28 protein-coding genes are annotated in these 25,829 nt (G+C 39.9%); 18 read left to right on the forward strand and 10 right to left on the reverse strand.

The features are described 5' to 3' along the window. Positions 1-25: 25 nt before the first annotated feature. On the reverse strand, positions 26-820 hold the full coding sequence (locus tag MHB79_RS06750) for a CAP domain-containing protein (RefSeq protein WP_050945153.1): 795 nt from the start codon (positions 818-820) through the stop codon (positions 26-28). 336 nt (positions 821-1,156) lie between these two features. On the opposite strand from MHB79_RS06750, the gene MHB79_RS06755 reads away from it, so the two are divergent. Both MHB79_RS06755 and MHB79_RS06760 read left to right on the forward strand, forming a co-directional pair. Further along, positions 1,157-3,283 carry a peptidoglycan D,D-transpeptidase FtsI family protein gene (locus tag MHB79_RS06755; RefSeq protein WP_050945152.1) on the forward strand — a complete coding sequence of 709 codons (2,127 nt, stop codon included), beginning with the start codon at positions 1,157-1,159 and terminating at the stop codon, positions 3,281-3,283. A 155-nt stretch (positions 3,284-3,438) separates the two neighbouring features. Next, complete coding sequence (locus tag MHB79_RS06760; RefSeq protein WP_050945151.1) at positions 3,439-5,268, forward strand: PAS domain-containing sensor histidine kinase; 1,830 nt, start codon at positions 3,439-3,441, stop codon at positions 5,266-5,268. Between the two features lie 25 nt (positions 5,269-5,293). On the opposite strand, the gene MHB79_RS06765 is transcribed toward MHB79_RS06760, so the two are convergent. Next, complete coding sequence (locus tag MHB79_RS06765) at positions 5,294-6,463, reverse strand: aminotransferase A (protein ID WP_137054702.1); 1,170 nt, start codon at positions 6,461-6,463, stop codon at positions 5,294-5,296. 292 nt (positions 6,464-6,755) lie between these two features. On the opposite strand from MHB79_RS06765, the gene MHB79_RS06770 reads away from it, so the two are divergent. Then, positions 6,756-7,640, forward strand: coding sequence for a cation diffusion facilitator family transporter (locus tag MHB79_RS06770; RefSeq protein ID WP_137054701.1), 885 nt, complete (start codon positions 6,756-6,758; stop codon positions 7,638-7,640). A gap of 61 nt (positions 7,641-7,701) precedes the next feature. Here the strand turns inward: MHB79_RS06770 and MHB79_RS06775 are convergent, their stop codons facing one another. After that, complete coding sequence (locus MHB79_RS06775; protein ID WP_170965990.1) at positions 7,702-7,854, reverse strand: hypothetical protein; 153 nt, start codon at positions 7,852-7,854, stop codon at positions 7,702-7,704. Between the two features lie 301 nt (positions 7,855-8,155). Here MHB79_RS06775 and MHB79_RS06780 point away from each other — a divergent pair, with 301 nt between their 5' ends. The 3 genes from MHB79_RS06780 (at position 8,156) to MHB79_RS06790 (ending at position 11,113) form a co-directional block, all read left to right on the forward strand. After that, positions 8,156-8,695, forward strand: coding sequence for an RDD family protein (locus tag MHB79_RS06780; RefSeq protein ID WP_003211813.1), 540 nt, complete (start codon positions 8,156-8,158; stop codon positions 8,693-8,695). Between the two features lie 125 nt (positions 8,696-8,820). After that, positions 8,821-10,131, forward strand: coding sequence for an MFS transporter (locus tag MHB79_RS06785; protein ID WP_340989376.1), 1,311 nt, complete (start codon positions 8,821-8,823; stop codon positions 10,129-10,131). 73 nt (positions 10,132-10,204) lie between these two features. Beyond that, positions 10,205-11,113, forward strand: a complete 909-nt coding sequence (locus MHB79_RS06790) for a chemotaxis protein (protein WP_003212225.1) — start codon at positions 10,205-10,207, stop codon at positions 11,111-11,113. A gap of 33 nt (positions 11,114-11,146) precedes the next feature. Here the strand turns inward: MHB79_RS06790 and MHB79_RS06795 are convergent, their stop codons facing one another. Both MHB79_RS06795 and MHB79_RS06800 read right to left on the reverse strand, forming a co-directional pair. After that, on the reverse strand, positions 11,147-11,608 hold the full coding sequence (locus MHB79_RS06795) for a YkyB family protein (protein ID WP_012009774.1): 462 nt from the start codon (positions 11,606-11,608) through the stop codon (positions 11,147-11,149). A 225-nt stretch (positions 11,609-11,833) separates the two neighbouring features. Then, positions 11,834-12,727 (reverse strand): AraC family transcriptional regulator, encoded by an 894-nt coding sequence (locus MHB79_RS06800; RefSeq protein WP_340989378.1) that lies wholly within the window; start codon positions 12,725-12,727, stop codon positions 11,834-11,836. A gap of 112 nt (positions 12,728-12,839) precedes the next feature. Between MHB79_RS06800 and MHB79_RS06805 the strand changes: the two genes are divergently transcribed. After that, positions 12,840-13,736 (forward strand): DMT family transporter, encoded by an 897-nt coding sequence (locus tag MHB79_RS06805; RefSeq protein WP_340989380.1) that lies wholly within the window; start codon positions 12,840-12,842, stop codon positions 13,734-13,736. Between the two features lie 195 nt (positions 13,737-13,931). Here the strand turns inward: MHB79_RS06805 and MHB79_RS06810 are convergent, their stop codons facing one another. The 5 genes from MHB79_RS06810 to MHB79_RS06830 all read right to left on the reverse strand — a co-directional run bounded on the left by MHB79_RS06810 (position 13,932) and on the right by MHB79_RS06830 (position 17,351). After that, the gene (locus MHB79_RS06810) at positions 13,932-14,147 is read right to left on the reverse strand and encodes a hypothetical protein (protein ID WP_050945147.1); all 216 of its coding nucleotides are present in this window, start codon (positions 14,145-14,147) and stop codon (positions 13,932-13,934) included. Between the two features lie 179 nt (positions 14,148-14,326). Then, positions 14,327-14,488 carry a hypothetical protein gene (locus MHB79_RS06815; protein WP_170965988.1) on the reverse strand — a complete coding sequence of 54 codons (162 nt, stop codon included), beginning with the start codon at positions 14,486-14,488 and terminating at the stop codon, positions 14,327-14,329. Further along, entirely contained in the window at positions 14,489-15,766 is a 1,278-nt protein-coding gene (locus MHB79_RS06820; protein ID WP_003211422.1) for an MFS transporter, read from the reverse strand. Positions 15,767-15,839: 73 nt separating this feature from the next. Further along, positions 15,840-16,337, reverse strand: a complete 498-nt coding sequence (locus MHB79_RS06825; RefSeq protein WP_034619946.1) for a L,D-transpeptidase family protein — start codon at positions 16,335-16,337, stop codon at positions 15,840-15,842. A gap of 156 nt (positions 16,338-16,493) precedes the next feature. Then, positions 16,494-17,351, reverse strand: coding sequence for a metallophosphoesterase (locus MHB79_RS06830; RefSeq protein ID WP_226805112.1), 858 nt, complete (start codon positions 17,349-17,351; stop codon positions 16,494-16,496). 136 nt (positions 17,352-17,487) lie between these two features. On the opposite strand from MHB79_RS06830, the gene fadH reads away from it, so the two are divergent. The 11 genes from fadH to MHB79_RS06885 all read left to right on the forward strand — a co-directional run bounded on the left by fadH (position 17,488) and on the right by MHB79_RS06885 (position 25,815). Next, positions 17,488-18,252, forward strand: a complete 765-nt coding sequence (gene fadH / locus MHB79_RS06835) for a 2,4-dienoyl-CoA reductase (protein WP_340989383.1) — start codon at positions 17,488-17,490, stop codon at positions 18,250-18,252. A gap of 64 nt (positions 18,253-18,316) precedes the next feature. Next, positions 18,317-19,537 (forward strand): EAL domain-containing protein, encoded by a 1,221-nt coding sequence (locus tag MHB79_RS06840; protein WP_321999033.1) that lies wholly within the window; start codon positions 18,317-18,319, stop codon positions 19,535-19,537. A 303-nt stretch (positions 19,538-19,840) separates the two neighbouring features. After that, positions 19,841-20,737: a manganese catalase family protein gene (locus MHB79_RS06845; protein WP_003210823.1), complete on the forward strand. Its 897-nt coding sequence runs from the start codon at positions 19,841-19,843 to the stop codon at positions 20,735-20,737. A 183-nt stretch (positions 20,738-20,920) separates the two neighbouring features. Then, positions 20,921-21,163, forward strand: coding sequence for a YkuJ family protein (locus tag MHB79_RS06850; RefSeq protein ID WP_003212254.1), 243 nt, complete (start codon positions 20,921-20,923; stop codon positions 21,161-21,163). A gap of 147 nt (positions 21,164-21,310) precedes the next feature. After that, positions 21,311-21,826, forward strand: a complete 516-nt coding sequence (locus MHB79_RS06855) for a ribonuclease H-like YkuK family protein (RefSeq protein ID WP_003212504.1) — start codon at positions 21,311-21,313, stop codon at positions 21,824-21,826. 149 nt (positions 21,827-21,975) lie between these two features. After that, positions 21,976-22,167 (forward strand): antirepressor AbbA, encoded by a 192-nt coding sequence (gene abbA / locus MHB79_RS06860; protein WP_003210802.1) that lies wholly within the window; start codon positions 21,976-21,978, stop codon positions 22,165-22,167. Between the two features lie 146 nt (positions 22,168-22,313). Next, on the forward strand, positions 22,314-22,757 hold the full coding sequence (gene cbpB, locus MHB79_RS06865; RefSeq protein WP_003210874.1) for a cyclic-di-AMP-binding protein CbpB: 444 nt from the start codon (positions 22,314-22,316) through the stop codon (positions 22,755-22,757). Between the two features lie 96 nt (positions 22,758-22,853). After that, positions 22,854-23,735, forward strand: coding sequence for a LysR family transcriptional regulator (locus MHB79_RS06870; protein WP_003211236.1), 882 nt, complete (start codon positions 22,854-22,856; stop codon positions 23,733-23,735). Positions 23,736-23,846: 111 nt separating this feature from the next. Beyond that, a complete protein-coding gene (locus tag MHB79_RS06875; protein WP_226805329.1) occupies positions 23,847-24,269 on the forward strand; it encodes a DUF4275 family protein in 423 nt (140 codons plus the stop codon). A gap of 186 nt (positions 24,270-24,455) precedes the next feature. After that, the gene (locus MHB79_RS06880) at positions 24,456-24,932 is read left to right on the forward strand and encodes a flavodoxin (protein ID WP_003212484.1); all 477 of its coding nucleotides are present in this window, start codon (positions 24,456-24,458) and stop codon (positions 24,930-24,932) included. Further along, positions 24,922-25,815, forward strand: a complete 894-nt coding sequence (locus MHB79_RS06885; protein ID WP_095117790.1) for a WD40/YVTN/BNR-like repeat-containing protein — start codon at positions 24,922-24,924, stop codon at positions 25,813-25,815. Before MHB79_RS06880 ends, MHB79_RS06885 begins: the two co-directional genes overlap by 11 nt. The last annotated feature ends 14 nt before the right edge of the window (positions 25,816-25,829 follow it).

Here is a 25,829-nt window from a genome sequence, read left to right on the forward strand (position 1 = left end):
CTTTGGGACAGGCTTTTTAGATAACTTATTTTCCGATGAATTGCTGCGTCCAGTAGTTTCCAGATTTCACATAACCAACACCGATATGTGTATAATTTTTGTTTAAGATATTGGCTCTATGACCTTCACTGTTCATCCAAGCAGTCACCACTTCTTGTGGAGATCTTTGACCTTGGGCAATGTTTTCACCTGCTGTTTTGTAAGTGATCCCGAATTTCTTCATTTGATCAAATGGGGATCCGTAAGTTGGGCTTGTATGAGAGAAATAGTTTTTATCTTTCATATCTTGAGATTTTGCACGAGCAGATTTGCTTAGCTTTGAATCAACAGAAAGTGCTTTTAATCCTTGCTTTGCACGCTCTTTGTTTGTAAGCTCAACGACTTCTTTTTCAAATGCATTCAAGCTGCTGTCTGCTTTTGCTGTCGTTGTGTCTTTTTGATCAGCTTTTGTATTGTTGTTTGTATTTTGTTTTGCTGGCGCACTTGGTTTAGAAGCAGTAGGTTTTTTCACTGATTCTTGTTTTTGTTCATTTTTTGCTTTGTTTACTTCTTTTACCACTTTTGTGCCAGTAACAGGTTGCCCGCTTTTGATCAGCTTGTTTAAAAGAGCTTCGATCTCTTTTTGATTCGACTTGCTTAGCTTGTTTACATCTGAAGAGATATGTAATTTTGTAGCTAATGTATGAAGATCAATGGCTTGATGCTGTACATGTATTACTTGTTTCAGGTTAAGCTCCTTCGCATCAGCTGAATGTCCCCCAGTGAACGTGATGAGTGCAGCAGCCGTTAGCGCTGAAAAAAAGAATGATTTCTTCTTCATATTGTAACTCCTCCTAAAATCTTTGTTTTGTTTTCTCACAGAAAATCATAACATGGACTTTTTGTTATAAACGTACCAGCATCCTCCATTGACAATGCCTGTTTGTCATTTTTGTTAAAGTCACAAAAAAAACCGCCTCATATCAAAGGATAGGGAATTCTGCCATTTAATGAAAACGACATAAACATACCAATATTTTAAAGTGTTAGTATATTTTTTTGCATAATAGGGATTGACAGCTTTTTTTCGCTTGTTTCGCTGTAACAACTATTACAAAAGTGTTACAATAATGAGTGGTAATTGTAAAAGATTGAAAGGATGAGAGGAGCTACATAAGTGGGAGAGAAACAGCATCAAGGTGGTGCCGAGCAGAAAAAATTCAAGCGCCGGAACGCCTGGAGGATTAATCTCTTTTTCTTCGCTGTCTTTAGTTTGTTTGCTGTGCTTGTGATCAAGCTTGGTGTACTGCAAATCGTCAATGGTGAGGATTATAAAAAGCAGGCTAACCGAACAGAGGTCAAAACAGCATCATACCCGTCACCAAGAGGAAAAATGTATGACGCGAGAGGAAGAATCGTCGTTGATAATGAAAGTGTACCTGCCATCGTTTATACATCAGAAAGCGGTGTAAAAGCGAAGGATAAGATTAAGGTAGCAAGAAAACTTGCGACTTATATAAAAATGGATACTGATTTTTTGAGAGAGCGTGACATTCGAGATTTTTGGCTGGCAAGCCATCCGAAAGAAGCGGATAAGCTCATTTCAAAAGCAGAGCAAAAGAATCTTAAAGCAAAAGATGTCTATCCGCTTCAAGTAGAGCGCGTGCCTAAGGAAGAGGTCAAGGCGATCGAAAAAAATGCAGAGGAAAAAGCAGTTGCAGCGATCTATCGTCGATTTACAGGCGGATATGCCTTTGAGCCTCAAATCGTGAAAGCAATGGACCCAAATGAAGAGAAAAAAGGGGACGAAAAAGTTGCTTTACTCGATGAAACAAAAGAGTCAAAGCAGGCATCATCTGTGAGTTTGACCTATGAAGAGATTTCACTTGTATCAGAGCATCTTGATGAACTGCCTGGTGTGAATGTCATCAATGATTGGACAAGAAAATATCCGTATGAGAAGACCCTTTATAATGTACTTGGCGGTGTGACCACACCAGAGCAAGGGATTATAAAAGAGCGTGAAGATTACTATATGGCAAGAGGCTACTCACGTAATGACCGAGTAGGGAAGAGTTATTTAGAGTATCAATACGAGGATTTTCTGAACCCGGAGAAAGCGACCGTTCAATATACTCAGGTTGGCGGGAAGCTGCTCGATGAAATCAAGCGGACAGAGGGACGAAGAGGACTTGATCTTGCACTGACATTTGATATGGAGCTGCAAAAGGAAGTCGACAAGATCGTCGAATCAGAGCTTAGATCCGCTAGTGCGAGAAACTATATGATGGACCGCGCATTTGTCGTGATGATGGACCCTAACACTGGGGATGTTCTCGCGATGTCTGGCAAGAAAATGGACGGCAGAGACGTCACTGATTATGCCATCGGAACATTTACGACCCAGTACGAAATGGGCTCTGTAATCAAAGGAGCCACAGTACTTGGCGGTTATCAGGACGGAATGTCGCACAACCAATCCTATATGGATACACCGCTCTACTTTGCAGGGAGTGGTGGAAAGCCGAAACGGTCATACAAAGTTCTTGGATGGGTCAATGATCTACAGGCTCTCCAAAAAAGTTCCAACGTCTACATGTTCCAAGTAGCGATGAGAATGGCGGGCATCATTTATCAAAAGGATGGTCCGTTACCGGCAAGACCTGAGCACCTGCAAAAAATGAGAAACTACTATGCGCAATTCGGCCTCGGCGTGAAAACAGGGATCGATTTGCCGCAGGAATCAAGCGGGATGCAGACACATCCGAAGACGGTCGGCGGACTTTTGCTCGATGAAGCAATTGGGCAGTATGACACGTATACACCGCTTCAAGTTGCCCAGTACATGTCAACGATCGCCAATGGAGGAAATCGCGTTCAACCAAGAGTGGTGAAAAGCGTTCACCTTCCAACGAAGAAGGATGAAGTAGGCCCAGTCGTGAAAAAATATGAGCCGAAGGTATTGAACACGATTAACAATTCGAAAGCAGATATTGACCGCGTCAAAATGGGACTGAAAATGGTCACATCGACCGGCGGTACTGCCGCTGGCCGCTTTGGTCAGCATGATGTCTCAGGAAAAACAGGGACGGCCCAAACCTTTTACTATGGTGCTAACCGCAGCTGGTGGGGAAACCCCACTTACAATTTAACCTTTGGAGGATATTATCCATCGTCCAATCCAAAAGTAGCTTTTAGTGTCGTGACACCTTATGTCTCAGACAAAGATTCCGTCATTAAAACCATCCCAAGTAAAATTATTGATAAGTACGTTGAATTACAAAAGAAATACGAAAAGCAGTAAACAGCAGAGAGCACATCAAGAGAATGTGCTCTTTTTTGCTGAAAATATGGACGTTTCCCTCGATGACGGAAGGAAAATACGGGTTTTCTAGCGAATCTTTTTTATACATCAATCTAAGGACAACCCTAAAAAATGAAAAGGAGGGTCGGACGACGATGGAACAAAAAATGAAAGATTCGAATCAGCTTTATTCGAATATCGATTTACATGCCGTTCTTTCTTCTAATGGCCGCTTTCTCTACATTTCTTCTAACTGTAAGCAGCTTTTGCTCTATGAACAAAAGGATTTACTAGGGTGTTTTTTGAAAGACTTTGTTCATACCGAAGATCAATTTCTCGTCGAGAGTTATTTCTACAATCAGCACATGCTAGAGATTTCCCACTTTAGGCTGCTTAGAAGTGACCTAACAGCTGTATGGATTGAAGCTAGTATTGATTTTGTTGCTTGTGATGAGTTAGACAGTGAATTAAGTAGAGAAATGATCCTAAAAATGAGGGTGCTGGACGCTGAACCGCAAAAAGCAGCATTTCAAACAACATCAGAAGTGTCAGAACAGTCGTTAGGCAGTCTGCCGGCTTTCCAACATGTCAGTGAAGCTGAACAATTGATTGCCATGCTGCCAAATCCGTTATGTATTACGATTTTAGGGGAAATTGTTTATGCGAATGATGCGATGCTTCAATTAATGGGGGTATGTACAAGAGATGACATGATCGGCAAAACTGCATTTGACTTTATTGCTGAGGAGTACCATGACATTGTGAGAAGCCGAATTACAAGGCTGCAACAAGGTCTTCCAGTCGGAATGATTGAACAGATTTGGAAGCGGAAAGATGGGAGCAGCATTCATATCGAAGTGAAGTCATCACCAACGATCTATCAAAATCAGCGGGCAGAGCTTTTGCTGTTAGTAGACATCTCATCCCGTAAGAAATTCCAAACCGTTCTGCAAAAAAGCCGGGAGCGGTATCAGCTGCTCATCCAAAACTCCATTGATACGATTGCGGTCATTCACGATCACAAATGGGTGTTTATGAATGAATCAGGCATTAAATTATTTGAAGCCGAGCATTACGATAAATTAATAGGAAAAGATATTTTTCATCAAATCCATTCCTGTGACCAGCCAAAAGTGAAAAAAAGCATATCACGTATTATTGAAAGAGCATCAGATTCTGAGATTGTCACGATGAGCTGTCATACGTTTAAACACAAACTGATTTATACAGAAATGGTGTGTATCCCAACTACATTTTTTGGAGAAACAGCCGTTCAAATTATTTTAAGAGATATATCCGAACGTAAGCAGACAGAAGAGCTCATGCTCCGATCTGAAAAATTATCGATCGCAGGCCAATTGGCTGCGGGCATTGCACATGAGATCAGGAACCCATTGACTGCCATCAAAGGCTTTTTGCAGCTCATTAAACCGAAAACAAAAGATCGGGATCAATATTTCGAGATTGTTTTCTCTGAACTGAGCCGGATAGAAATTATCTTAAGCGAGCTGCTCATGCTGGCAAAACCGCAGCAAACGGCATCGATGCAGACACTTGATTTGAAAAAAATCATCAGCGAAGTCACGGCTTTATTAGAAACACAAGCGAACTTAAATGGCATTTTAATGAATACGAGTGAAATAGAAGAGGATCTCCTGATGAACGGGGATCAAAATCAGCTCAAGCAGGTGTTTATCAATTTAATCAAAAATGCCGTAGAATCCATGCCGGACGGAGGGAAGGTTGACATTACGGCCAAAGCAGAAAGAGATGGAATTCACGTCACCATTCGTGATGAAGGGGTTGGCATTCCTGAATCGGTCATGAAGCGAATAGGAGAGCCCTTTTTAACGACAAAGGAAAAAGGGACTGGACTTGGCCTTATGGTGACATTTAATATTTTAGAAAATCACAACGGGACGATCCGTGTGGATAGTCATCCCGAAAAGGGCACCGTATTTCACATCATGTTTCCTGCAAAATAAAAACAACGGCAGGAGAGCCGTTGTTTCAGTCTGTTAAATGAATAGAACGCTTTTCAAGAACGAATTGTTCTAGGCGGTCAAGTCCTTCTTTCAGTGTTTCAAGTGAATAAGCATAGGATAGACGCACATACCCCTCGCCGAGTGGAGAGAAAGCAGACCCTGGTACGACAGCAAGTCTTGTACTTTCTAACAGCTCCATACAAAAATCAAAGGAACTCATCCCAAACGATTCAATGGATGGAAAAATATAAAAAGCGCCAGAAGGCTTAATGACCGGAAGCCCCATAGAAATGAGCCGATCATATACATAATCGAGCCTTTTCTTATATTGCTCTCTCATGATGAGTGCATCATCCACACCATTTGTCACAGCTTCAAGTGCCGCCTTTTGTGAGACAGCCGAGGCACAAGACACGTTATATTGATGTACTTTTAATACATGTTTAGCAATTGGAGCTGAAGCAAATAAAAAGCCAATTCTCCAACCAGTCATGCTATGAGACTTAGACAGTCCGTTAATCACAATGGTCTGTTCCTTTAAGAAAGAAGCGATTGAATGATGCGGCCGGTCAAATGTCAGCTCGCTATAGATTTCATCGGATAAAATAAAGATGTTTTTTCCTTCAAGGAGCTGGGCAATCTCGTTCAATTCTTCTTCTGAAAGCGTGACACCAGTTGGGTTTGAAGGATAAGGAAGCACAACACACTTTGTCTTTTCCGTTAATGCATCCTCAATCAGCTTGGCATTTAATTTAAAGCCAGCATTCGTTGTGTCGATATGTACGGGCTTCCCCCCGCACATTCGAATGATCGGTTCATAGCCAGGGTAGACAGGTCCAGGTAGAATCACTTCATCACCCTCTGACAAAATGGTTCGAAACGCAGCATCAATCGCTTGACTTGCACCTGTCGTCACAATGATCTCTGACTCTGCATCATAATCAAGGTTGACTTTCTTCTTGATGTAGTGCTGGATTGCTTGTCTTAGCTCTAGGAAACCAGCATTATGAGTGTACGAAGTAAAATTCTCGTCAATGGCTGCTTTTGCAGCTGTTTTGACATGATGCGGCGTATAAAAATCGGGCTGGCCTATCGTCAAAGAAACGACATCCTCATATGACGATACGAGATTTGAAAATGTTCGAATGCCTGAAATTTCAATATCCTTTACTCTTGGATTCAGCAAATGCTCCATTTCTCATCACCTTAAAAATTTATGTTTTTATCCTATTTTACCATTCACTGCATAAATGTCACCTGCGAAAGGCACTGGATATCATTATCTGTAGTCTATTCTCCTATTCATCACAGCATGAGTGATATATTGAAGAAAGAGCAACATTTATTATAGCGTAACCTCACGAGAAAATACAGGCTGCGATAACATGATTAGAAAACGGCAAAACGGTGTAAACTGAAAGAACGTGAGAATCAGGGTCATGGGAATTGCTTTCATAGACATACGATCTCCTAAAGGAGGACGATAAATGGAACAATCAGCGAAGACATCAAAAATAGCGTTTCTATCCGTGATGAGTAACACATTTGTTGTCATCTTAAAAATCATTGTAGGTCTGCTCACTGGATCTGTTGCGGTTTTATCAGAAGCCATTCATTCTTTTCTCGATTTAATGGCATCTTTTATTGCATTTATCTCTGTTCGTATTTCAAGAAAGCCAGCAGATTCTAAACATCCTTATGGACATGGAAAAGTCGAAAATATTTCTGGAACGATTGAGACCTTACTGATTTTCGTTGCGGGCATTTGGATCATCTACGAATGTGTTCACAAATTAATGCATCCAGAGCCAGTCAAGCTGCCTGTACTTGGCATTGTGGTGATGCTGATAGGCGCGCTCATCAATTTTATCGTATCGAAGGTTGTGAACAAAGAGGCAGAGCGAGTACATTCTGTCGCCATGAAATCGAATGCATTGCACCTGTTAACTGATGTGTATACGTCATTAGGGGTCGCATTCAGTTTATTGCTTGTCGCATTAACCGACTGGTATTTCTTAGATCCGATCATTGGAATGATACTTGCTCTCTTTATTATGCGTGAAGCATTTAAACTCATGAAAGAAGCCTTCCCGCCGCTCGTAGACGCCCGGCTAACGCCCGAGGAAGAACAATCGATCGAAGCAATCATTCAAGGATTCAGTCAAGAATTCATCGAATATCATGACTTTCGAACAAGACGATCCGGTGCAGAGGAATATATTGATTTTCATTTGATTGTAGATGGCAAGACAACGATAGAAGATGTTCATCAATTATGTGATCGAATTGAAGAGAAGATTCAGCAAGATTTTCCGCATGCACAAATCTTTATTCATGTAGAACCTGAAAGTGAAAGAAGCACGCAAACGTAAAAAGGCGATCAACCAACTTAGGTTGTATCGCCTTTTTTTACGCTTCATCTATGAAATGAAATCAATATCCATAAGCAGTATCGTAATCTTCATACCAAGAGATATAAGCTGCGTCATCATTTGACAAATCATGCTTCATGTCTAAAAAATCAGCTTCGCAAATATCTTCAATCACAGTCATTTCATTGTTATTTAATAGTACGACAGTTCCCATCATGAACACCTTTCTTTAAAAAATCCTTGACTATTGTACCATGTGAAGAACCATTGTCAACAGCAGAATGGAAACAAGACGAAAATATCACAAAATGTTAAAAAATCAGGAGGTAAAAGAACTAGAATTACCATGATTTTCACAAATTTTCAGTATTTATTCACATAAATCATTGAGGACGAACTGATCTAAAATATATGTAAAAGTGTAAAGTTACATTGATCTTGCGATATTCATAAGATATAATAACGAATGATTATAAGAAATTTATAGAAAACATACATAATAAAGGAGAAATAGGATGGAAACAAACATAACAGAACCACACATTCAAGAAAAGAAACATCCTGAGCTAGCAGGCGTAGGCTATCGTTTTCTTGCACACCTTTTGGATGGTATCATCATCGGCGTACCATATTCTTTTATCATGTTTATTTTGGCAACACTCTTTTTTGTCTCAAGTCCAGAGGCAGCATTGATGATGGATGACGACAGCTATTACTATTCAACAACTGTTATGACAGATGAGGAATGGGCAGTGATTATGGGACTTATCTTTTTCTATATAGGAGCGATCTTGGTCGGTATTGTGGTGACATGGCTTTATTACGCCATCATGGAATCATCAAAACTGCAAGGAACGCTTGGTAAGATGGCTCTTGGGATTAAAGTGACAAGAGTAACGGGCGAAAAAGTGACATTCGGCCGTGCAACAGGTCGCTTCTTTGCAAAAGGCTTTTTGTCTCCAATCTTATATATTGGCTACATCATTGCCTTTTTCACAGAGAAAAAACAAGCACTTCACGATTTAATTGCAAGTACCATTGTTGTGAAGAAATAAAGAAAAAAAGCACCTCTGCTCAATAGTAAGGGGTGCTTTTTGTATAGATTGCTTGTATGGAAGAGTGAAGCATAACATAAAATAGAATGATAGTGAAAAATCAGGCAGGGAAGGGAGACAAACGATTGAGAACAGGAAAAAAGACCATGCAGAAAAAAGGGGCAGGCTTCGGGTTGTTTTTGACAGCACCCGTTTTGGCCTGGGCATTGTATGACTTTGCAAATACGATATTTTCATCCAATATGATCACCATTTTCTTCCCGTTCTACTTGCAGGAAACGATTGGAGAAAGTGCGAGAATGGATCAGATCGCCAGTACGTTTATTTCTTATTCAAACGCACTAGCCAGCATTTTTCTCGTCATTTTTACACCATTATACGGGGTTCTGATCGATCGTACAGGAAAAAAGAAGCGCTACATCACAGTGTTTACTTTAATATGTATAACTTGTACGTTTTTGATGGGGATCTTTGCTGGAATTGATTTCTCAAGCGAATGGTTTGGGCTGCCTGTCTCCTTATTAGTAGTGGTCACCTTGTTTGTGATCGCAAAATTTTTCTATCACTCGAGCCTAGTGTTTTATGACACCATCCTGCCCGATCTTGGGACAAAGGATGAAATACCGCTTATTTCTGGATTTGGCATTGCCGTTGGTTATTTAGGGACGCTTGTCGGTCTCACAGTTTATTTACTTGTTGGCAATGACCAATTTCATGAAGCATTTATTCCGACAGCACTATTATTCTTTCTCTTTTTCCTGCCATTTCTCTTTTTTGTAAAAGACCCTCATCCACTGCCGCAGCCAGAGAAAAAGGCGTCATTTTTCAGCGGGTATAAAGAAATTATTCGCACGTTTAAAGAGATGAAACATTACAAGCCGGCTTTTATCTTTATGATTGCTTTCTTTTTTATGAATGATGCCCTGCAGACAGCGATTGCGATGATGGCGGTGTACGCCAAAATCATCATTGGCTTTACCGCTGGACAATTTATTCTGCTTTATCTTGTGTCGACCATTTCAAGTATCATTGGCTCCTTTTTATTTGGATATATCACAAAAGCGATTGGGGCAAAGCGCTCGATTACAGTCGTGTATGTGATTTTGATCGTTGCCCTGATTCTGGCTGTCACAGCCACAACGGAATGGATCTTCTGGGTGGCTGGCAGTTTATTCGGTATTTCACTCGGCGCAAGCTGGGGGGCATCACGAATATTGATTATTGAGCTGACACCGAAGGAAAAGAGAGGACAGTTTTTTGGTCTCTTCGCATTCTCAGGGAAGGTGTCTTCCATTATTGGACCCATCATTTATGGGTCAGTCACTTTGCTGTTTGCAGAGCATGGAAACCTCGCAAGTCGCCTGGCGCTAGGGTCTTTACTTATTCTTGCAGCGATAGGACTTGTGATTCATCAATTCGTACGAGAGAAAGCGTAAAGAAACGTCAACTTTTTACCTATGCTGCCGATATAAAAAGTACAATCTTATATTGAAGAATAGAGGGATTTCCGTGGCTTTAAACAAACAAGAAATTTTACTTGACTCTGGTACCAATGAATTGGAAATTGTGAAGTTTGAAATTGGTTCAAATCAATTCGGCATTAACGTCATGAAAGTAAGAGAAATCATCCAGCCGGTTGAGGTGACGGCAGTACCGCACTCTCATCAAGATGTAGAAGGGATGATTAGTTTACGAGGCGAGATTTTACCAGTCATCAATCTATTTTCCTTTTTTAATGTCGAGTCAGATCAGTCAGAACAAGAGAAATATATTGTGACTGAATTCAACCAACGGAAATTTGTGTTCCATACAGGAACGGTATCACAAATTCACCGCGTCAGCTGGGAAGAGATTGAAAAGCCAACTGCACTCAATCAAGGGATGGAACGTCATTTAACCGGTATCATTAAGCTTGATGAGAAAATGGTTTTCCTTCCAGATTATGAGAAAATCATTTATGATATTGAATCCGCTTCTGGAGTAGAAACGTATCATATGTTTGACGGTGAGAAAGACGAGAGAAGAACAGGGAAGAAGCTTTATGTCGTTGAAGACTCTCCGCTTCTCATGCGTTTATTAACAAATGAATTAACCGAAGCAGGCTATAAAAACATTGTGACCTTTGAAGACGGGAAACAGGCATATGACCACGTCATGGACCTTGTTAGCAAAGGAATTACTGTGACAGAAGAAATTGATATGATTATTACAGATATTGAAATGCCAAAAATGGATGGTCACCGATTAACGAAACTGTTGAAGGAAAATCCTTTAACAAGTTCCATACCGATTCTTATCTTCTCTTCGTTAATCACTGAAGATTTGCGCCATAAAGGGGAAACAATTGGTGCAGATGATCAAATTAGTAAACCAGAAATTCATCAGCTGATTGAAAAAGTCGATCACTTTATTATCTAAAGGAAAAACCACTCGTCATGAGTGGTTTTTTGTTTAAAAATAACTTTCCCCGAGTCGTTTGAAGACGGGCTTTGTATAATGTGATTTTTGTTTTGTGGCGGTAGGTTTTTCTTTTAAACCGACATACGTTTGAAGCAGTTGCTTTGCTCGGTTTAATGACATATTCGCTTTCGGATTGCGATATGATTGATTTAAATTTCCTAAGTGTGGCAAAAATTCGAAGTCTTCTTTGGTTGGTGGCAGGTGAAAATAATAATCTCCAATTTCAATCAGCACGTCGGACTGTTGTTGACTATATTTGGGATTGTTAGAGAAATGTAGGCCCACTTTTCTTCCTTTACCTTCTTGCAATAGTTTTTGCAGCGCACGTTTTTTCAAAAGATAAAGAAACTTGGGATTTGGTGCGGTTTTAGCATGGCGGTTAACAGTATAAATGGCTTTTGCGATGTTTTCTGCTGTAGGTTCTATGTCTTTAGTATGAGCATAATCGTCCATTTTTTCTCTCCTTTGTCTTTCGTCTTCCTGTGCTTAGTATAAATTATACGTTTTTATTAGTAAATTGCAAATAGACTTATTTTAAAAAGCGATAGGATTTCCATTGTTCTTATTTACAATAGCCATTCATGACGGTTCTAAAACGTGTTTGTATATAAAAATGACAGAATGGTGTGCAAAGACACTAGTATCTATCCATCATGATTTTTCTTCAATCTGTTTCAGTTACAAAGAATGCGGCGCTTTTAATTTTCTATATGCTAAAGGTGTCGTATTTTTTATTCTTTTAAACATACTAATAAAATAACTTGTGCTGTTGAAGCCGACTTTGTAAGCAATTTCGGTTATATTGAAATCTGTTTCTTGAAGCAGGATGAGACTTTGTTGAACTCTATATTCATTCACATAATGAAGAGGTGTCTTCTTTAGAATATCTTTGAAGTATCTGCAGCATTCAGATCGGCTTAGCTGACCTGCTCGAGCGATATCTTGAAGAAGCACCTTTTCGTGATAATGCTGGTGAATCCAATTCAGCATAGGTTTCATCCGTTCATTTTTATCATGCTGCCGTGCATCATATTTTATTTGAAAGCCATTTTGTAATAAACATTTCCACATGGTGATGAGTTGAATATTGAGTTCAAGCTCATAATATGCTGGAGTTTCATCAATTAATCGCTGAATGGTTTGAATACATTGATAGATATGATTTGGCCAGTGGTCTTTTCGGTTCAATAAAATATAAGGTGTCTCACTCGCATGCATATAAGGATGAACGAAAGTGGTAAATAATTCATTGGCTGTGATGAAATGTGGGGAAACGTTTAGACAAAGATATGTACAAGTTGTCCCATTCGCATCTTTTGCCATATGCAGGCAGCCACTATTGATGAATACGCCATCTCCTTCCTTCAAACATATCGTCTCTTCATTGATGTGAAATTCAGCTTCCCCCTCTAAAATAAAAACAAATTGAAATTCGTCATGCCAGTGAAGAGGGATGCGGCCGCTTCTATGATCACAAATTTTCGTATGATAAAGAGCGATAGACCAGGTCGTAGTAGAATGCTCCGTTAATTCTTTCAAATTGTAGTCAACAAGAAAATGATGGTTGTTCATGGTTCTCCTCAATATTCTTTTATTTTTATGTTCAATTGATATATCAATATGTAACAAAGTGAACTACTATCAACTATATTATCATGCTTGTTTGAGAGTTGAGGAGAACGAAATGGATAGAAATAAGGGAATTTTGCTTGTTCTGATTGGTGCCATCTGTTGGGGAGTAGGAGGAACTGTTTCACAAAAATTGTTTCAGCAATATGGGATTTATGTCAATTGGCTTGTGACTGTCAGGCTGCTTATTTCAGGTGGACTGCTTTTATTTGTTCATTTCATGACAAAAGAACGAGCGCAACTAATTGGTGTGTGGAAAAAGAAGAGGACGGCTATGCAAGTCCTTATATTTGGAGTAATGGGCATGCTAGCTGTTCAATATACTTATATGGCATCTATTCAACTTGGGAATGCAGCTGTGGCGACGCTTCTGCAGTATACGGCCCCTGTTATGATTATCATGTATTTAGTACTTCGCCGCCAATCTACTTTTACCAAAAGAGATATGCTGACGGTGTCATTGGCGTTCATGGGCATGTTTCTCTTATTGACGAATGGTTCTGTTTCAACATTAACCGTTCCATTTGTCGCAGTGGTTTGGGGAATACTGTCTGCTGTAGCGCTTTCGTTTTATACGCTATATCCAATCAATCTGTTAAAAGAATTTGATTCTTTAGTCGTTGTTGGCTGGGCGATGCTGATTGGGGGAGCTACCCTTAGCTTAGTCCATCCGCCATGGAAGATAAATCTGTCGCATTTACCTGTTGAAGCGTATGTTTATTTATTGTTTGTTATCATATTTGGTACAATGATCGCTTTTTGGTTTTACATAGAAAGCTTGCAATATTTATTACCGAAAGAGTCAAGCTTAATTGGAAGTGTCGAGCCCCTTGCGGCAGTTGTCACGACTGTTTTTTGGTTAAAGGAGCCATTTGGTTTTTTTCAATGGGCTGGGACAGCTTGTATTGTATACATGATTTTATTCATGGCATTATATCAGCCAAAAAAATGAGAAGGAAGGGTGTTCAAAGAGAGATTTTCATTGCAAGAAGAATTGACTGGATGAAATATATATGAAGTGAACTATTAGTTCGTGATAACTACCTATTTAAATAAATGGGTAGTTTCTCAATTTGTATTCATGTTGCGCCTGAAAATTTACCATATGCCAGACAACATGCCCGAACATATGGTTTAATCACATGGTCTATTTCTTATGACTTGAATAAGCGCAGTAGAAGCAACCATTAAAATCAGTTTCATTCGTCATTTGTTTAGCTTCATCAATGGCGCTCTCGCCACTCATGTGCAGACCAATCAATTTACGGCTTGAAGCATCACCTAAAAATGCACAATCTTCTGTATGTACAACATATTGACCTTGATCATCTTTTGTATGAATAAAATAATAACTTTTTAGCATACCCCTCACCTCCAACCTGACTATACTACTATAAAACTTCCAAAGATGTAAAGATTTTTTATTAAAAATATTGCAATTTTATACACATTCCTTTTATTTCATAAAAAGAAAAATATGTTATAAGATCAAAGTTAATGAGAACAGACAGGACTGTTTAGATTGAAGATATGTTAACTCCTTTATTGGTCGCACTTGTCGTTGGAGGCATTGTGTACGTGATAGATGATCGTTCGATTCATCCTTTGCTTCCAATCATTTCGATGAGCAGAAAAAATAAGTGCCGTTTGTGTTTCAGCCATGCAAAAAGGACTTTCTATAGAAGAAAGTCCTTTTTGCTTCATTTATTGCGCTCCCTGACCTTTTAGTTCACGCTGCACGTCTAAGTCGTCAGCTTCTCTGCTGAACTTTGGCAGTGTAAAGAAGTAAAAAAGGAAAACGAGTAAAATAATAACGCCCATTCCGTAATAAATATAAGAAACGTTTGTAATGAGTTTTGGAAATAGTACCGCAATCAAACCTAATGTCATGGATTGAGCAAACATGGTAAGTGGATCAACCCAGCCTGACACACGTCCCATCAGACGAGGGTGGACGATTCTCGGCAGCCAGCCGCCAATGACAATGTTGACTGGGCCAATACATGTACCAATGACAAACGATGTGACATAAAACAACCATAGTGTGTGGGTGGAACCAAGTACAAAAATCAGAATGCCTGCAACCAAAATTGGAAGTGACATGAGATATTGCATCTTTACTTTTTTAGCGAGAACAGAGCCCATTAAGCTGCCAACAAGTAGACCGGCACCGATCGCGATTGTAAAGAATGATGTATGCAGTTCAAAATGGTCCGGTGAAAGGCCATATTTCATTGTAAACATCGGAAGTACAGCAAATGCGCCATTGACTAGACCAAAAACAAAAAAGCCAAAAATTAAAGAAGCCAATAATTTATTTTTTATAATGTAAAGAATGCCTTCTTTAAAATCTTTTAGAGACGTTTTAATGGTCATGCCTCTCCAGCCTGCTTGTCCATTTGGCTGACGTGCTTCAATTGGAATGTTACATGTACGAATCAGGATGCCTGACACAATAAAACTGATCAAATCAATGGTAATGGCACCGTGAAGTCCAATTGTCTTATACATAATCGCACCGATTCCAACACCAAATACCATGAATAAACTAAACAGCATTTGATTTAAGCCAGCGGCTTTTGCATATTGATCTTTATTTAAAATCGCCTGAACGAGAGAGGCTTCAGCTGGATAGAAGAACTTCGTAATGGCACTTCGTATAAACAAGATCAAGAAAATAAGAGGTAGTGAATTGAAATAAATAACAATGAATAAAACAATCGTCAGCCCAGCTCGTATCCAATCGCAATTCTCTGCGACTTTTTTACGATCAAAACGATCTGCTACGACACCGACCATAAAAAAGACAAAGATCGTTGGAAGTGAATACATGAGCTCTGCTAATGTGGCGTAGGCGGGCTGATGACTAAAATGATCGAGCAAATAAAAGGCAAACGCCATATTGCCTACTGTTGTCCCCATTTGCGAAGCAAGTGCTGCAAAAAAGAGACGAACAAAATTTCTGTTTTTAAAAATATCCATAAATACGCTCCTTAACCTGAAGATCCCACTTTATATCATATAAAATTTTAAGCATTCATACAATTGATTTCTCCTACTGGCTAATGGTCACAGGTGTTCCATTTGGAACGATTGAAGCAAGTTCGATGACATTCTGATTATACATACGAATGCATCCCCTAGACACAGCTTTACCAATTGAAGACGGGTTATTCGTACCGTGGATGCCGTAATGAACTTTCGAGAGGCTTAGCCAATAGGCGCCAAAGGGACCTCCTGGGTTTGGCTGTCTGTTCACAATATAATAAGAACCTGTCGGTGTCATATTTAAAATTCTTCCTGTTGCAATCGGATAAGACCGAATCAGCTCTGATCCAGAAAACAAGACGAGACGTTTGCTTGAGATCGAAACAGAGATGCGGTAAGGGATCGTATTAGGATCGGGCAGACCAGGAATGATAATGACCTCATTTTGTAACGGCTCTCGGCCTTGCAGTGAAGGGTTTGCAGCCTTTAAAGCTTCTGTTGTTGTTCGAAAATCAAGCGCTATAGAAGCAAGCGTTTCTCCGCGTTTTACCGTATATCGCAGCACCAAAGGACACTCCTTTTGCTCAAATAAAAGAAGCCATGATGCCTGTCACTCAATCTATATATGGACGGAATCAGGCTAAGGAAGGTTTCTCCTAACATTTGTCATGAGAAAGATCTTTGATTATCTATATGCAAAAAGAAGCGGTTTGGCTTCTGTCTAAATGCGAGAAGAGAGGGTGAAAAAGGTTAATTCAGGTTTGGCTAAAAATCGAAGCGGCAGTCTTGTTGTCCCAAGTCCGCGGTTGACATAGATTCGGTGCTGATAACTTCCGTATAAACCTTCCACATATGTATGGCCAAAAGGTGCTGTGAGAATGGGTCCGTAGAAAGGAAGCTGCACCTGTCCGCCATGGGTATGTCCAGAAAGCTGCAAGTTAATAGGGGTTGTATTCAGCTCCAATGCTGCATCAGGCTCATGTACGAGCAGCAAGGTAAATAAATCAGATGATACTTCTCGCTTAATCAGGTCATAATCCGGCACACTCATCATCAGGTCATCCATTGTAGCAATCTGAATATGCGCCCCTTCTTTTTCTAATGGAAACACATCATTTTTACATATTGTAAAGCCGCAATCTTTCATCGTATTCTCATAAAGATCAATGCCAAATGGTCCGTAGTCATGATTACCGCATATCGCGAGCTTACCAAACGGGGCATGGAGCTCAGTCAAATAGGCTTTCGCTTTTTCATGCTCTTCAATCGATGCTTGAAAATCAACGAGATCACCTGTGAACACAATGAGGTCTGGAGACTCAGCGTTGATTTGCTGGACGACGGATTCTAATTCCTTCGCAGGAAATGTATCACTTAAATGAACATCACTAAATTGAGCAATTTTAAACTGGTCAAATGAAGCTGGAAGCTGAGCATCCCGAATGGTCATTGACACGGTATCGATCATGCGTGGTTCAATGTATCTGGCATATCCGTATCCACATGTTGTAGCTAAAAAACCGAGAATGCTCGCGCCAGCTGCTCCTTTTAAAAACTGTCTCCGAGAAAGTTGCTTCATATAAGACTCCTTTATAAATAAAATTAAGTATAGCATCATATTTAAAGAATCTCCCATATGGTGCATCTAGGGTCAATCATGATATGATAGAAATAATGAATGAATAGTCATTCAAAACCACAGAGGGGGAGAACAAATGACGAAACAAACAGTGATTGTCACAGGGGGATCAAGCGGAATGGGGAAGGCGATGGCTGTCCATTTGGCACATGAAGGCTGGAATGTCGTGATTACTGGAAGAACAGAAGAAACGTTAGAAAAGGTAGCAAATGAAATAAAACAAAATGGCGGCTCGATCGCTTACTTCCAAATGGATGTACGAAACCCAGAGGATGCCGATCAAATGGTCAAGTTTGCGGTAGATACATTTGGAGATGTGGACGCTCTGATTAACAATGCTGCAGGAAACTTTTTAGTTCCAGCAGAAAAACTATCTCCTAACGGCTGGAAGGCTGTCATTGATATTGTATTAAATGGAACATTTTTTTGCAGTCATGCAGTGGGCAATTACTGGATTCGTCAAAAGAAAAGGGGAAGTATGGTCAATATGGTGGCAACCTATGCATGGGGTGCTGGTGTAGGTGTGGCGCATTCAGCGGCAGCAAAGGCCGGTGTTTTATCTCTCACTCGAACGCTTGCAGTGGAATGGGGTAAGCAATATCGAATTCGCGTTAATGCCATCGCGCCAGGTCCAATCGAGAGAACAGGTGGTGCGGATAAACTATGGGAATCGGAAGAGGCAGCGCAAAGAACAGTAGATAGTGTTCCACTTGGCAGACTTGGTACACCAGAGGAAATTGCAAAGCTTGCATGCTTTTTATTATCTGAACAAGCGTCTTATATAAATGGAGATTGTATCACAATGGATGGGGGGCAATGGCTCAACCAATCCCCATTTTGAATGACGATGTAAGACCTGCTTTTGATGTGTTATAATCACACAAAGAGAGAAGCAGGTGATGAAAATGGTCGATCCATTGGATATTTTAACGAATATTGAAGATGTTTTCCCGCACTATCAAGCGATATTCAGTGCGGAAGAGCAAAAAGTGATAGGCTATGAGGTTTTAGGAAGAATGAAGCTCGAGTCTGAAACAGTTAGCCTAGGCTCCTTCTTTACGGATTCATCTATTCCTGACGAATATAAAGTGGAAGTAGATCATAAAGTACTGACGCAAGCACTCGATCTTTTCACAACAGCAGATGATGATTTGCTCATTTTTATTAATCATGATGCCAATATCCTGATGCTTGATCATGGTGAAAGCTTTTTAGAACTCTTGAAGCAATATGAAGCAAGGGGCATTCAGCTTAATCGGTTTGTTATCGAATTTACAGAGCATACGTTTAGCGGCGATATTGAACAGCTTTACCATACGTTAACGTATTTTCGTACATATGGTATTAAAATCGCCATTTCGAATATCGGAAAAGAAAGCAGCAATCTTGACCGGATTGCCTTGCTCTCACCCGATCTATTAAAAATAGATTTACACGCATTAAGGGCATCGGCTCCTTCTCCTTCCTATGAATATGTCTTGTACAGCATTTCATTGCTTGCGAGAAAAATAGGGGCGGCTTTAATTTATGAAGACATTGAAGCAAATTTTCAGCTGCAATATGCTTGGAGAAATGGTGGCAGATACTTTCAAGGGTTCTATCTTCACGAGCCGGCGGCGGAATTAATCGACCGCAATAAACGAAAAGATCAGCTGAGGGAAGAATTCCAGCAATTTATTGCGCATGAGAAAAAGAAACTACAAACTGTCTACGAACATTCTGAAACATTTTATAAACGAATTCACCAAGCTGTCACGACCTTAAAAAAATCATGCACTACAAATGATGAACTCATCCAAAAGCTGGCATTAGAATTATCGGATTGCAGCTTTCGGATTTATATGTGTAATGAAGAAGGCTTTCAAATCACTGGAAATGTGTTTAAAAAAGAAAAAGAATGGTTGTTCCAGCCTGAATATATCGAGAAAAACTGGAGCTGGCGTCCTTATTTCCTAGCAAATATTCTCCAAATGAGAATGAGCGGGAAAGGATTTTTCAGTGATATTTACAGCGATTTAGAAACTGGTGAGAGGATACGTACGTTTTCTTACCCGTTAGAGGGAGATATGTATTTATTTATAGATCTTCCGTATGCCTATTTATATGAGCAAGATGGATTAATTTAAAAGCACAGAGTGAAGATTATATTAGCCATTTATTAACAATCTGAGTAGCCTTTTGGGCTGCTTTTTTTGATTGAAAAAAAGAAATAAAAAATGGTTGACAATGAAACTGATAATCATTATCATTTAGTTATAGAGAGAAGCTACTCTCTGTTCCCCAACCCCTCTATCAGATCAAGATCCAAAAAACTTGGCGCTACCCCCGCCAAGTTTTTTTTGTGCTTTTCATCTTCGCCTTATGCATAGGACAGCCCAATCCTTCCATACATCTTAAGTGATGACAGTTAGACGGTAGGAGGGAATGTCATGATCAAACGTGACAAGCGGCTGCTGATTGATTTGCCAAGACCAGATCACCCAGATGCAAATGGTGCTGCTGCTGTGCAAGAATTACTCGGCGGAAAATTCGGCGAAATGTCCACATTAAATAATTACATGTTTCAATCCTTTAACTTTCGAGGAAAACGAAAACTCAAACCGTTTTATGACCTCGTATCCAGCATTACGGCTGAAGAATTCGGTCATGTAGAACTTGTGACCACAGCTGTGAATCTCATGATTACAGGGACCACCCATGGCGGAGATCCAGATACGACACCGATGAAAGCGGCTGTCGATAAACGAAATACACAGCATTTTATTCAAACGGCTCAAACAGGCTATCCGTTTGATTCCATGGCAAAACCTTGGACCGGGGAGAATGTGTTCTCAAGCGGAAACCTGATTCTTGACCTCCTTCATAATTTCTTCCTAGAATGCGGAGCACGTACGCACAAAATGCGCGTATATGAAATGACAGATCATCCTACAGCAAGAGAGATGATCGGTTATTTACTCGTCAGGGGCGGAGTGCATGTTGTGGCATATGCAAAGGCGCTTGAGGTAGCCACAGGTGTAGATGTAGGAAAGATGCTGCCAATCCCAAACCTCGACAACAAATACTTTGATTCAGCGAGGAAATTTGAAGATCAAAATGTTCATACAAAGCTGTATACATTTAGTGATACGGATTACAAGGACATTAATAAGATTTGGAAAGGCAGTCATCCGATTGATGGAAAACCGCTCACAGTGATTGAGGGCACCCCGCAAGGAGCACCTGTGCCAGATTATAGAGAATTACCGGAAGAGTTTGCCCCAGGCATTTCCAAAGAGGATTTTGACGAAATTGCCAAACGTCTAATGAGGTCTGCGGGTTTATAAAAACATGGTGCATGAGATTAGAAAAAAGACTCAAACTAAAAAAACAGATTCTTTTTCTTTTTTTGAATTCAAGAGGAAAAATATCATCTGAGAACACTTTATGGTATGATGCTTTGTAGGACTTGTGTATAATCAATACGGGTTCATCTTGAGTTGTTTTTTTGAAAGGAGTCTTTTTTTAGAATGTCACAATTAATGGGTATCATTACAAGGCTGCAAAGTCTTCAAGAGACAGCAGAAGCTGCAAACGAACCGGCACAGCGTTATTTCGAAGTGAACGGTGAGAAAATCTGTAGTGTTAAGTATTTCGAAAAGAATCAAACGTTTGAATTGACTGTTTTTCAACAAGGGGATAAGCCAAATACTTTCCCATTTGACAACATTGATATGATTTCGATTGAGATTTTTGAGCTTTTACAATCCTAAGCTGAATCGTATGAAATGTTTTTTCTAAGGATTCCTTCGTTTATTTGCGGCAATATACATGTGTCATGATTGGCGCAGTGTACAAATGGAAGATGATCATTCAGCGCATATTTCGGATAAGAGACCATTAAAAAGGAGTTCCTTTCTGTGAGTGATTCTTTTTACTACAATCTTTCTGAAGATCATTTAGCGTTTTCTGATGTCGTCATGAGAATGAAAGACTTTATTCGAAAAGACCCTAGATCCGCCTATGTGTTATCAATTGGTACGGACTCTCAGGTCAATCAAAATGTCACAAGATTTATGACTGCAATTCATCTCCACCGGATTGGCAAAGGGGCTTGGGGCTGCCTCACGCAACAAGTGATCAGCAGACCTGTGCAAAGCCTTAGAGAAAAAATTTCATTAGAGACAGCGTTTAGCCAAAAGGTATGTGCAGACATCCTTGAGGGGCCTTTAACAGAACTGATGGATTTGCTTCTTCCGTTTGCTGAGGAAGGGGCAGACCTCCGTTTTGAAGCCCATCTGGATATTGGCAAAAAAGGAAGTACAAAAGATCTGATCCAGGAAATGACCGGAATGATCACAGCTATGGGAATTGAAGCTAAAATAAAACCCGACTCATACGCAGCATTTTGCTATGCCAATCGATACACAAAATAAATTCCGTCATTTTTCTCCAAACCTTGTCGAAACGTGCGGTTGACGATTCGATTCTAGTTCCTTATTCTAGCTGTATAGAGAGGAAGCAGACATTCAAAAGCCTGCTAATCAATATAAAAGCATATATGAAACAGGGGGCCTGATGTTGGATGAGCGTCATCGAAAATCGTTTTAATGAAGAAGAGAAAAAGCTATTATTAAACGTATTGCTGAATCAGGAATATGCTGTCGAATTACTAAGCAGTGAGATCAATGATATAGAATGTGGAACAAAAAATGTCGATGACAATACGTATAAGCAGTTGATCACATTGTATGACAGAGTAAGGTTTGAGAATTAATATTGATTGAACATTCTATTAGATACTCGGGAGCTGAGTATCTTTTTTATGCAGAAAAAATCTTTCGACAAATTTCGTTTTAGTTTATGCTTAATGGTAATGGGGAATGTATGATTGATGATTGAGAGAAAAGGGGTCGAAGAAACATGATAGAGATAGAACCAACTCAATTGCTTGAGTCAACAGTAGCCGAGCATATGATTGATGCAGATAAAGTGGCACATGTTCAAATTGGAAATAACCTTGAGCATGCTCTATTGGTCCTTACAAAAACAGGATATACAGCCATCCCGGTACTAGATCCTTCTTATCACCTGCATGGGTTAATTGGAACGAATATGATCATGGATAAGATCTTTGGTTTAGAACGAATTGAATTCGAAAAGCTGGACCAACTGAAGGTAGAAGAGGTTATGCTTACTGATATCCCAAGGCTTAAAACGACGGATCCTGTGCTAAAAGGCGTTCACGCTGTAACGAATAATGGATTTGTTTGTGTCGTAAATGAGGAGCAAGTCTTTGAAGGAATATTTACACGACGTGTTGTATTAAAGCGCTTAAATGAAGTGATTCATGCCGCGAAAAAATGAGCTGAAACCCAGCTTATTTTTTTTGCCTTCATAAGCTATAATTTATATAATGACCATATGGAATAAGAAAAACTTATAGAGAGAAAGGGGACGCCCATGCAGCTTCAGGAGTTACATATGCTTGTTGTGCTAAGTGAAGAATTGAATATGAGAAAGGCTTCGGAGCGGCTCTTTGTCTCTCAGCCTGCTTTATCCCAAAGATTGCAGACGATTGAAAAAGAGTGGGGAACCAAAATCTTTTTTCGTTCTCAGAAAGGGCTCACCGTGACTTCGGCAGGTGAACAGATCATTCAATTTGCAAAAGAGGTGACGGTTGAGCAAGATCGAGTGAGAGAGAGAATCGATGAACTTGAAGGGGAAATTCACGGTACACTAAAGCTTGCGGTTGCATCCATTATTGGACAGCACTGGCTGCCGAAAGTGTTAAAGCGATATGTCGAAAAGTACCCAAATGCGAAGGTATCACTTGTGACCGGCTGGAGTAGTGAAATGCTCAAAAGCTTATACGAGGACCACGTGCACATTGGGATCATTCGCGGAAACCCTGATTGGAAGGGAACAAAGGAATATTTGATGACAGATCATTTATATTTAGTCGATTCCGTTATCAAAGACGTGGACGAGTTAATCGAGACAGAACGCCCGTTTATTCAATTTAAAAGCGACAGCACGTATTATCAGGAAATCCAGCACTGGTGGCATCAAAAATTCAAAGTGTCTCCAAAGCAGACGATTCTAGTGGACCAGATTGAGACGTGTAAACAAATGGCCTACCACGGCATCGGCTACGCCATTTTGCCTTCGGTCACCTTATACGACCACGAAAAAAGTGTTCATAAAACACCGCTTGTTGACGTGAATGGAGAGCAAATCGGACGTGACACATGGCTGCTAGGCTATGAAGCTTCTTTTCAATTAAAACAAGTGCAAGCATTTGTTGGTGTGGTCAAAGAAATGCTTGAAAGTGATGCGGTGTAAGTACCTTCTTGGAAGAGGAAGGTGCTTTTTTAGGTGAATGATCATTTACTTATTGCACGCATATCAAAGCAACAGATAGATGGAGCGAATCATAGAGGAGACTTCGATCTTATGAAAAACAATCAATTAATCAAAATGAACAAACCAGAATGGGGAGATCATTTGCGCGTGAGGTGGCGTGAACGTTTTGCTAGTCATCTTTCAATGAAAGAACAAAACGAGATATCAATAGATGATTTTTTATGGCATTTATGCAGTTTTGGAATGGTTACATGCCTTGAAAATGCTGAAGCGATAGACGCATTTCTTCAACAATCAAAGGATAAGTGTACTGTTTTTTATCAATTTGTTGACGAGGCGTATCTTTTCGAAAATGCCAGCTCTCTTTTAATCAATGATTTACCATATCAATCTAATCATATGGATTATAACGATATGTATGTGATGGATTGGAATGAAAAATGGACATTTGTGATGACGCATGAAACGGCTTATGGTCCATATTTTATTCAAATAGATGAAACGAACGAATGAGAAACCGATGATCTCTTCGATATGAAAAAACCGCCTTCCAATTGGAATGAGCGGGTTTTTCATTGGGTTATCGTATTGATTGGTCAAAGCTTTTTTATGAAATCATTTGACAATGAAAATCATTATCATTTAAAGTGTACATATAATAATTGAAAATGATTATCATTTAGATGGGGTGACCGATAGATGAAAGCACTAATTACATTTGCGAGTATGTCTGGTAATACAGAAGATATGGCAGCGATCATAAAGCAAACACTAGAAGGAATAGGGATCGATACAGAGATGTTGGAATTTGATGATACAAGCGCAGAGGATCTTTCTTCATACGATTATGTGTTCATCGGTTCTTATACATGGGGTGATGGTGATTTACCTTATGAAGCTGAGGACTTTTATGAAGAGGTCTCCACGCTTGAACTAAGTGACATCAAAGCAGCTGTGTTCGGATCTGGAGATTACAGCTACCCGAAGTTTTGTGAGGCTGTCCATACATTTCATGACATGCTCAAATCAACCGGTGCATCTGTGTTTCCTGAAACATTGAAAATGGAGCTTGCGCCTGATACCGATGAGGATGTGGCGTGCTGTCAGGAATTTGCGACAAGCTTTTTAACGTGGGCGGCGCTATCTGAGAAACGAGTTGAAAACCATGTTTCATAAAGGAGCGACAGCTGTTGCTGCATCTAAAAACGGTGGATACTTTGTCGCTGTAAAACGTGAAGGTATTTTTCACTACAGTGTGGAGAGCGGGTGGCAGCAACTGTTTAAGCTCAAGCATAAAATTCATGCCATCAGCTATATTGGACCTTATTTATTCGGTGTTGGTGAAAATGGCACAGTGATTAGATCAGGAGATGAAGGCCATACATGGGCGCTATCATCATTTCCAACAAATGCAGTCGTTTGGTCTATTACAGGACGCAAAGATGGGTTTGTGTGTGCACATGGAAAACATAGTATTTATGTGTCAAATGATTTCGGGATTTCCTGGGAAATTATGAAGCCATTTGCTCATGTGAACCACCCGCCTGTCATTCGTTCCTTATGTGCTGCAGGTGATCACCTTTATATTGGAACACAGATTCATGATGTTCACGGAGGAATATGGGTGTATGACTTGGAGAGTGAACAGGTTTTCCTCCTAAACAGAGAGGAGCACCGGATGACAGCTTCTATGCTGCTCTGTCAGGAGCATCTGCTTGTTTGCGCATTGGGATCAAAAAAAGGCAAAAAGGGATCTGTTCAAATTTTAGATTTACATACCAATATGCTACATGATATTCAATCACAAGCCTTTGCTAGAGAGGAATCATTTTTGGATGTGTCAGAGGATAATGGCATTGTGTATGTGACGACTTCACAAGACGAACACGGGTTTTCTAAAGTGTATCAGCTTGATATTGAGCAAAAAGAGCTCAAATGGTTTGATACGATCAAAGGACACGGTTTTCGTGTAGCCAATCAAAATGAAAACTTTTTCTGTGCTGGTTTATATGAGAGCAAGTTTGTAAGACCATATGAGGAGCCGGCATTGATTCATTGATAAGGAGGAAGAAA

Source organism: Bacillus sp. FSL M7-0558, assembly GCF_038003245.1.
Classification (GTDB): Bacteria; Bacillota; Bacilli; order Bacillales; family Bacillaceae; genus Bacillus; species Bacillus pumilus.

What these genes read in the sequence shown, in the direction of transcription:
- MHB79_RS06770 (WP_137054701.1), top strand. Translation starts at nt 6,756, where the DNA reads ATGGAACAATCAGCGAAGACATCAAAAATAGCGTTTCTATCCGTGATG.
- MHB79_RS06820 (WP_003211422.1), bottom strand. Translation starts at nt 15,766, where the DNA reads ATGGATATTTTTAAAAACAGAAATTTTGTTCGTCTCTTTTTTGCAGCA.
- MHB79_RS06880 (WP_003212484.1), top strand. Translation starts at nt 24,456, where the DNA reads ATGAAAGCACTAATTACATTTGCGAGTATGTCTGGTAATACAGAAGAT.
- cbpB (WP_003210874.1), top strand. Translation starts at nt 22,314, where the DNA reads ATGATAGAGATAGAACCAACTCAATTGCTTGAGTCAACAGTAGCCGAG.
- MHB79_RS06845 (WP_003210823.1), top strand. Translation starts at nt 19,841, where the DNA reads ATGATCAAACGTGACAAGCGGCTGCTGATTGATTTGCCAAGACCAGAT.
- MHB79_RS06800 (WP_340989378.1), bottom strand. Translation starts at nt 12,727, where the DNA reads ATGAACAACCATCATTTTCTTGTTGACTACAATTTGAAAGAATTAACG.
- MHB79_RS06775 (WP_170965990.1), bottom strand. Translation starts at nt 7,854, where the DNA reads ATGGGAACTGTCGTACTATTAAATAACAATGAAATGACTGTGATTGAA.
- MHB79_RS06780 (WP_003211813.1), top strand. Translation starts at nt 8,156, where the DNA reads ATGGAAACAAACATAACAGAACCACACATTCAAGAAAAGAAACATCCT.
- MHB79_RS06870 (WP_003211236.1), top strand. Translation starts at nt 22,854, where the DNA reads ATGCAGCTTCAGGAGTTACATATGCTTGTTGTGCTAAGTGAAGAATTG.
- MHB79_RS06850 (WP_003212254.1), top strand. Translation starts at nt 20,921, where the DNA reads ATGTCACAATTAATGGGTATCATTACAAGGCTGCAAAGTCTTCAAGAG.
- MHB79_RS06765 (WP_137054702.1), bottom strand. Translation starts at nt 6,463, where the DNA reads ATGGAGCATTTGCTGAATCCAAGAGTAAAGGATATTGAAATTTCAGGC.
- abbA (WP_003210802.1), top strand. Translation starts at nt 21,976, where the DNA reads ATGAGCGTCATCGAAAATCGTTTTAATGAAGAAGAGAAAAAGCTATTA.
- MHB79_RS06795 (WP_012009774.1), bottom strand. Translation starts at nt 11,608, where the DNA reads ATGGACGATTATGCTCATACTAAAGACATAGAACCTACAGCAGAAAAC.
- MHB79_RS06885 (WP_095117790.1), top strand. Translation starts at nt 24,922, where the DNA reads ATGTTTCATAAAGGAGCGACAGCTGTTGCTGCATCTAAAAACGGTGGA.
- MHB79_RS06815 (WP_170965988.1), bottom strand. Translation starts at nt 14,488, where the DNA reads ATGAAGCAAAAAGGACTTTCTTCTATAGAAAGTCCTTTTTGCATGGCT.
- MHB79_RS06760 (WP_050945151.1), top strand. Translation starts at nt 3,439, where the DNA reads ATGGAACAAAAAATGAAAGATTCGAATCAGCTTTATTCGAATATCGAT.
- fadH (WP_340989383.1), top strand. Translation starts at nt 17,488, where the DNA reads ATGACGAAACAAACAGTGATTGTCACAGGGGGATCAAGCGGAATGGGG.
- MHB79_RS06830 (WP_226805112.1), bottom strand. Translation starts at nt 17,351, where the DNA reads ATGAAGCAACTTTCTCGGAGACAGTTTTTAAAAGGAGCAGCTGGCGCG.
- MHB79_RS06750 (WP_050945153.1), bottom strand. Translation starts at nt 820, where the DNA reads ATGAAGAAGAAATCATTCTTTTTTTCAGCGCTAACGGCTGCTGCACTC.
- MHB79_RS06810 (WP_050945147.1), bottom strand. Translation starts at nt 14,147, where the DNA reads ATGCTAAAAAGTTATTATTTTATTCATACAAAAGATGATCAAGGTCAA.
- MHB79_RS06805 (WP_340989380.1), top strand. Translation starts at nt 12,840, where the DNA reads ATGGATAGAAATAAGGGAATTTTGCTTGTTCTGATTGGTGCCATCTGT.
- MHB79_RS06840 (WP_321999033.1), top strand. Translation starts at nt 18,317, where the DNA reads ATGGTCGATCCATTGGATATTTTAACGAATATTGAAGATGTTTTCCCG.
- MHB79_RS06875 (WP_226805329.1), top strand. Translation starts at nt 23,847, where the DNA reads ATGAAAAACAATCAATTAATCAAAATGAACAAACCAGAATGGGGAGAT.